Origin of the sequence: Pararhizobium sp., assembly GCF_035497515.1 — a bacterium.
Classification (GTDB): domain Bacteria; phylum Pseudomonadota; class Alphaproteobacteria; order Rhizobiales; family Rhizobiaceae; genus Pararhizobium.
In genome coordinates, this window is sequence record NZ_DATJDJ010000063.1 from 36,799 (window position 1) to 43,176 (window position 6,378).

General features: G+C 59.0%; 5 protein-coding genes and 3 pseudogenes. 4 read left to right on the forward strand and 4 right to left on the reverse strand.

The annotated features are described in order from the left end of the window. Positions 1-30 precede the first annotated feature (30 nt). Together osmF and VL202_RS07240 are read right to left on the reverse strand one after the other, a co-directional pair. Positions 31-897, reverse strand: a complete 867-nt coding sequence (gene osmF, locus VL202_RS07235) for a glycine betaine ABC transporter substrate-binding protein OsmF (protein ID WP_325463461.1) — start codon at positions 895-897, stop codon at positions 31-33. Between the two features lie 269 nt (positions 898-1,166). After that, a pseudogene (locus VL202_RS07240) lies at positions 1,167-1,598 on the reverse strand (pyruvate/2-oxoglutarate dehydrogenase complex dihydrolipoamide dehydrogenase); the annotation flags it as partial. 25 nt (positions 1,599-1,623) lie between these two features. On the opposite strand from VL202_RS07240, the gene VL202_RS07245 reads away from it, so the two are divergent. Together VL202_RS07245 and VL202_RS07250 are read left to right on the forward strand one after the other, a co-directional pair. After that, positions 1,624-1,806 carry an SDR family oxidoreductase gene (locus VL202_RS07245; RefSeq protein WP_325463457.1) on the forward strand — a complete coding sequence of 61 codons (183 nt, stop codon included), beginning with the start codon at positions 1,624-1,626 and terminating at the stop codon, positions 1,804-1,806. 189 nt (positions 1,807-1,995) lie between these two features. Continuing rightward, positions 1,996-2,091 (forward strand): annotated as a pseudogene (locus VL202_RS07250) (IS6 family transposase); the annotation flags it as partial. Between the two features lie 161 nt (positions 2,092-2,252). Here the strand turns inward: VL202_RS07250 and VL202_RS07255 are convergent. Further along, positions 2,253-3,005: an alpha/beta hydrolase gene (locus VL202_RS07255; protein WP_325463458.1), complete on the reverse strand. Its 753-nt coding sequence runs from the start codon at positions 3,003-3,005 to the stop codon at positions 2,253-2,255. A 47-nt stretch (positions 3,006-3,052) separates the two neighbouring features. Continuing rightward, a complete protein-coding gene (locus VL202_RS07260) occupies positions 3,053-4,828 on the reverse strand; it encodes a cytochrome c biogenesis protein DipZ (protein WP_325463459.1) in 1,776 nt (591 codons plus the stop codon). Between the two features lie 322 nt (positions 4,829-5,150). Between VL202_RS07260 and VL202_RS07265 the strand changes: the two genes are divergently transcribed. After that, complete coding sequence (locus VL202_RS07265) at positions 5,151-6,188, forward strand: alpha/beta hydrolase (RefSeq protein ID WP_325463462.1); 1,038 nt, start codon at positions 5,151-5,153, stop codon at positions 6,186-6,188. 89 nt (positions 6,189-6,277) lie between these two features. Next, positions 6,278-6,378 (forward strand): annotated as a pseudogene (locus tag VL202_RS07270) (DNA-binding response regulator); the annotation flags it as partial.

Sequence of the window (6,378 nt, forward strand, 5' to 3'; positions counted from 1 at the left end):
AAGGTATCCCAGACAAAGAGGAAAAGCAGTTTATTTCAGAAAACCGTTCTTCTTCAGGAAATCTTCGGCGACCGCCTTGGCAGGCTCCCCGCCGACTTGAACTCGGCCGTTCAAATCCTGCAGCGTTACCAGGTCAAGCTTTTCGAAAACGGGCTTCAGCAGCGTCTCGATCTCCGGATGCTCCTTCAGGACCGCCTCGCGGATGATCGGGGCCGGCTGGTAGACCGGCTGCACCGCCTTGTCGTCCTCCAGAACGACAAGGCCGGACGGCGCGATACCGCCATCTGTGCCGTAGACCATGGCGGCATTGGCGCCGTTGGTCTGGTTGGCCGCAGCGCCGATCGTCGCCGCCGTATCGCCGCCCGAAAGCGTGATCAACTGGTCCGATTTCAGCGCGAAACCATAGGTCGTCTGGAACGCCGGCAAGGCAGCCGCGGAGTTGACGAATTCGGAAGAAGCCGCCAACACGACAGTGCCGCCGCCGGCGACGTATTTTCCGAAATCGCTGAACGTCTTCAGGCCGTTGGCATCGGCGAGATCCTTGCGCACGGCCACTGCCCAGGTGTTGTTGGCTGGCGACGGCGTCAGCCAGACGATCTTGTTGGCGTCGTAATCGAGCTTTTGCGCTGCTTCGTAACCCTTGGCCGCATCCTTCCAGACCGGATCGTCGGCTTTTTCGAAGAAGAAGGCGGCATTGCCAGTATATTCGGGATAAATGTCGATCTCGCCGGCGGCAATTGCCTTGCGCACTACCGGTGTCGCACCGAGTTGCACGCGATCGGTCGTCTCGATCTTGTTGGCATTCAGCACCGCCAGGATGATATTGCCGAGCACGCCGCCCTCTGTGTCGATCTTCGACGAGACGACGACCTGGGCATTTGCTGCCGCCGCCGACATGAACACGGCAAAGGCGCCGGCGATGAATATTGTGTTGGTACGCACGGTTGGGTCCTCCCTTGAAACTATTTACAATTTCTCCCACGCCAGCCGGCATTCGTCGGGGCATAAACTGCCATATGTGGCAAAATTCGGAGAAAAATAGAGTGGCGTTCGGACAGAATTGCGTAGCTGATAGTTCAGATAAGGTCAGCCCCCTCCAACCGCCGTCGAGGTCCACACTGGTTCAAACCAAGAGGCTGGTGCAGATGTCTGATTATAGGCAGACGCTAGGACGCAGGCTTGAGATCTCCGATCAGCGTCGGAATGAGTTCCGATACGGTCGGATGGATCGGGACAGACCACTGAAGGGCCGGATAGGGGGTTTTGGCGTTCATGGCGTCGATGATGCCGTGGATTGCTTCGTCGCCCTCGATACCAAGGATGGCTGCTCCGAGAATCTGCCGGGTTTCTGCATCGGCAACGATCTTCATGAAACCCTGTGTTTCGCCCCGTTCAACAGCGCGTCCAACGCGTGTCATCGGCCGCGTCGAGACCAGCACCGGGCGGCCGGTTTCCCTTGCCTGCCGTTCCGTCAACCCGACCCGCCCGAGCGGTGGATCGATGTAAAGGGCATAGGCAGGGATTCGGTCGCTGACCTTTCGGTCTGCGCCATCGAGCAAGTTCGCCGCAACGATCTCGTAGTCGTTGTAAGACGTGTGCAGTCCCGGAGTGATCAATACGCCGATGACAAGCCTCTTGCCGCCGGAATCGGTCACGGCGGTCGGCGCGCATGCCGCACTCGGGCGGATCGGCGAGCCCGACGATATTGCCGGGGCGGTGACGTGGCTTCCAAGCGCCGAAGCCGCGTTTGTCACTGGGCAGAGCATTCTCGTCGATGGCGGGTACAATATTGGCGGGATGCGGTAGGAGCGGGTCTGGCCTGAGTCCACACGTCCAAGGTTTTGTAGGAAGGGAAGATTGGCGCTAACTCTGGCGTCGAGAAATCCACTCACGAGCAGGTGGCGTCGCCTTAACAGATTGTGACGCCCGAAATGAGACGACGAGGCTCGGCGAGCCGCAACCCGTTACCGACGCCATCGTTTTCCAGCTGAGGCCATCGCCCACGCTGTGTGGGTAAATTATCGGTATCCGCTGAGCCTGCCTGATGTCGAGGACGTGCTTGCCGAGCGCGGCATCGATGTCTCGTTCAGACCGTCGCCTGACGCCCGGTCGGCGGCGCACGACCTACACAGCTATTCCCATAAATTCATGTATTTAGCAGCTCTTCCAGACCTGTCGGCAGTCCAATCCGCTCAAGGCGAAACCAGTTGCAGTGGCGATCCATGTTGCCGGATCGCCACCTTATGTCAGCGTTAGAGTGCTTTCACCGCTGCTTCAATGACGTCAGCAACCTTTTCGGGCTGAGAGGCGAAGACAGCGTGGCTGGATTTGATCTCAGTCACCGTGCTGCCGGCACGCCTTGCCATCTCTCGTTCCAGTTCAGGATTGATGGATCGGTCTTCAGTCGCGACAATGGACCAGCTCTTTTTCGTCTTCCAGGCGGGATCCCCGACCTTGGCGGAGAACGCTTCTTTCGAGGCGAAGGCCTGCGACCTTGCCAGAAACGCTGCGTCGTCTTTCGGCAGGTCTGCGGCGAAGTCGTTCGCAAAGGCAGCGGGGTCGAGATAGAGATACTTTCCGTCCTTCGTCTCGCGGATATTCATGCCGCCGGCTGGCTTTGAACTCGCGAGGCTGAGCAGGCTTTCACCCTTGTCCGGCTGGAAAGCTGCGACGTATACGAGGCCTGCGACGACTGAGTTATTGCCTGCTTCAGTGATCACCATGCCGCCATAGCTATGCCCGACGAGAAGCGTCGGGCCGTCCTGCAAATCGAGCACCCTGTTGGTGGCGGCGATATCGTCGGCGAGCGACGTAATCGGCTGCTGCACGATCGTGACATTGAAACCTCGCTGGACAAGGATATCGGATGCCTTGCGCCAGCCCGAACCATCGGCAAGTGCGCCATGGACGATGACGATGTTTTTGACCTCGGCGGCCTGCGCCGAATAAGCGATGACGCTGGTGGCGAAGGCGAGTGCGAGGATCGAGATAGAATGTCGGTTCATGCGTTTTACTCCTGTTGTCGTGGAAGGTTGATGCGAAGGATGGGGTGTCAGCCGAAGGTGAAGGCGTAGGCTTCGACACCTGGATCGAGGAAACGGATCTCAAATGTCCGTTCCTCCACCTCGCCGGACTGGCGAACGAGTTGGTAAAGCTTGGTGGAGGATATGGTACCGTGGCCGGCAGCATCGGTGTCTGCACCATGGCTGGAACCGGGCGCCTTGCCGTCGATCGTCACCTGGAAGCGAACAGGTTTGCCGGTGGCACCCGGTCCCAGTACCAGATGAAGGTCTCGCGCGCTGAAGCGGTAGACGATGCTGCCATCCGGCCGGTCCAGCACCGCCCGTTCAGCGCCGATTATCCAGGTACCGGAGAGGGCCCATTCATTCAGGCGTGGTTGCGAGACAGAATATACGCTGGCAGCGTCGGCACGCAGCCTTTCCGGAGAGACGAACCCGACGGCGCGCTTGTAGCCGAGATAGCTCTCGCCGGAGCGGATGTTCTTGAGGTCAGGGCTTGCCTCGGCTCCTTTGGCATCGGGAGTCACGGGCGTAGTCGTCAACATCTCGCTGCCGGCTTCACGCAGCAGGTCCTGGATCGCCTGCTCTGTCTGGCGGTAATTGCCTTCGCCGAAGTGATGGTAGCGTATCTGGCCTTTGGCATCGATCAGGTAGTGTGCTGGCCAGTAGCTGTTCTCGAACGCACGCCAGATCTTGTAGTCGTTGTCGATCGCTACCGGATAACCGATTTTGAAATCCTTGATCGCCTTTCTGACATTGTCGATCTTCTTCTCGAACGCAAATTCCGGGGCATGCACGCCAATGACGACCAGACCTTGGTCCTTGTATTTTTCAGCCCAGGCGCGGACGTAGGGAACGGTTCGGATGCAATTGATGCAGGAATATGTCCAGAAATCGATGAGCACGACCTTGCCGCGCAGTTCTTCTGTCGTCAGCGGCGGCGAGTTCAGCCATTCGACAGCACCATTCAACGAGGGAGCCGCGCCCTCGACTGGCAGATTGCTGCGGAACGGCTGTGTTCGATCCACTGCAGCCGGCATCGCTCCGTTGCTAGCGACCTCGGACAGAGGGGCGTTTGCATCGTTGTCGCGCAGTTGGTCAAGGACGACCTGCTCGAGTTTGGACGTACTGGTATAGGAGAGCCGCGCCAGGAGACCGGTGTCCAGACCGAGCGCAATAACGGCGACGCCGGCGAGAACCGCAGCACCCAGCACCTGGCGAATACGCTCGCTGACGCCGAGCGACTGCTTCATGCCGGCGAAGACCCTGCCGCCTACGAGAAGGGCAATGGCAAGCGATGTCGCGGCACCTGCGGCATAGGCCGCGAGCAGAAATGTCGTCTGGAGATTAGCGCCATTCAGAGCCGCACCCGTCAGCAGAAGGCCGAGGATCGGGCCGGCGCAGGGCGCCCAGAGCAGGCCGGTGGCGACGCCTAGAATGAAGGAACTCGCTGCAGTCGGCACGGATCCAGGTCTGCCAGACGCATTCAGCAACCTGTTGCCCAAATCGACGACCGGTTGCGTGATGATGCTCGCAGTGCGTGGCGACAACAGACCGACCCCGAAAATAGCGAGCAGCGTTATCGCAGCGAGACGACCGTATTCATTGGCGTGGATCGCCCAGCTCCCGCCGATCGAGGCAAGCGTCGCGACAATTGCGAACGTGGCACTCATGCCAATCAGCATGGGAAGGGTGCTCTTGATGAAGGGCTGTCCGGCCCGGGCAAACACGAAAGGGAGGATGGGAAGGATGCACGGGCTGAGGATCGTCAGCGCTCCTCCGAGATAGGCAATGATGAGAAGTGTCATCGTCGTTTCCTTGAAACCAGTTTGTCGGGTTCTGGACGGCGATGGGGCACGACCAGCAACGACACCAATCTGGTCGAAGCGACGTATCCCGGATGTGTCGGGCTTTCAGCGGGAATGTACCGCAGTGTAGGACGCTGCCCATCCACGACAGAGTGATACAAATCGTTGGCAAGCCCGCTCAGCAGATGGTGTGAATTGTATCAGACTGTATCGGAGGGGGCCGGATGCTACATCCGCATTCAAATTCGGGCTTGACGGGACACATGCGGGATACGTGCAGTCGGCTTTCTTCTCATCACGATCAATCGAGATGGAGAGAACGATGTCCCCGCAATTCGACCACCAGCGCCGCCGCTTCTTCGGTATCGCCGCCATGACCATTGCTGCCGCCGAATTCGGCGTGACCACAATCGCCAATGCCGCGTCACCCATGGCATCGGCGGCAATCAAGGCTGGAGAGCATACTTCGTTCGCAGCGCTCAAGCAGATCAAGGCAGGGGTGCTTGATGTCGGATATGCAGAAGCCGGTCCGGCCGATGGTCCCGTTGTTCTGCTTGTTCACGGTTGGCCGTATGACATTTATAGCTATGTCGATGTTGCGCCGATCCTGGCCGATGCAGGCTACCGCGTGCTCATTCCCTATCTGCGTGGCTACGGGACGACACGTTTCCTTTCAAGCGAGACTCCGCGCAACGGCCAACAGGCTGCTCTGGCAGTTGATCTGATCGCCTTCATGGATGCACTGGGCGTCGAAAAGGCGATCCTGGGCGGATATGACTGGGGTGCGCGCACCGTCAACATCATGGCGGCTCTCTGGCCGGATCGCTGCCAGGCGATGGTTTCCGTCAGCGGCTATTTGATCGGCAGCCAGGCGGCCAACAGCAAGCCACTCCCGCCGGCCGCGGAACTCTCCTGGTGGTACCAGTTCTATTTTGCGACCGAGCGGGGGCGGCTAGGCTATACTGCCAACACGCACGATTTTGCGAAGCTGGTCTGGCGGACGGCGTCGCCCACCTGGGCGTTCGACGATGCGACGTTCAATCGTTCGGCCGCCGCCCTCGACAACCCTGATCATGTGGATATAACGATCCACAATTATCGCTGGCGGCTCGGACTTGCCGAAGGCGAGGAGAAATACGATGCCTTCGAGAGGCAGCTCGCAACGGGTCCGGTCATAACCACTCCAACGATCACCATGGAAGGCGATGCCAATGGTGCGCCCCATCCGCAACCTTCAGTCTATGCGAAGAAGTTCTCCGGAAAATACGAGCATCGAGATATAGCAGCTATCGGGCATAATTTGCCTCAGGAAGCGCCAGAGGCATTCGCTCAGGCCATCATTGATGTCGCAAAACTCTGACGGCAGGGCTGCCGCGAGAAACCGCTTTACTCGCGGCAGCCGACACGGAAACTATTGTCGCCTGAGTGCGGAAGTTTGAAAGGCCACAGATGGACCATGTCGATCACATTTTGATTGTCGATGACGACCGCGAAATTCGCGAACTGGTGTCGAGCTATCTGAAAAAGAACGGCCTTCGCACGACGGTTGC

What these genes read in the sequence shown, in the direction of transcription:
- osmF (WP_325463461.1), bottom strand. Translation starts at nt 897, where the DNA reads ATGTCGGCGGCGGCAGCAAATGCCCAGGTCGTCGTCTCGTCGAAGATC.
- VL202_RS07260 (WP_325463459.1), bottom strand. Translation starts at nt 4,828, where the DNA reads ATGACACTTCTCATCATTGCCTATCTCGGAGGAGCGCTGACGATCCTC.
- VL202_RS07255 (WP_325463458.1), bottom strand. Translation starts at nt 3,005, where the DNA reads ATGAACCGACATTCTATCTCGATCCTCGCACTCGCCTTCGCCACCAGC.
- VL202_RS07265 (WP_325463462.1), top strand. Translation starts at nt 5,151, where the DNA reads ATGTCCCCGCAATTCGACCACCAGCGCCGCCGCTTCTTCGGTATCGCC.
- VL202_RS07245 (WP_325463457.1), top strand. Translation starts at nt 1,624, where the DNA reads ATGACAAGCCTCTTGCCGCCGGAATCGGTCACGGCGGTCGGCGCGCAT.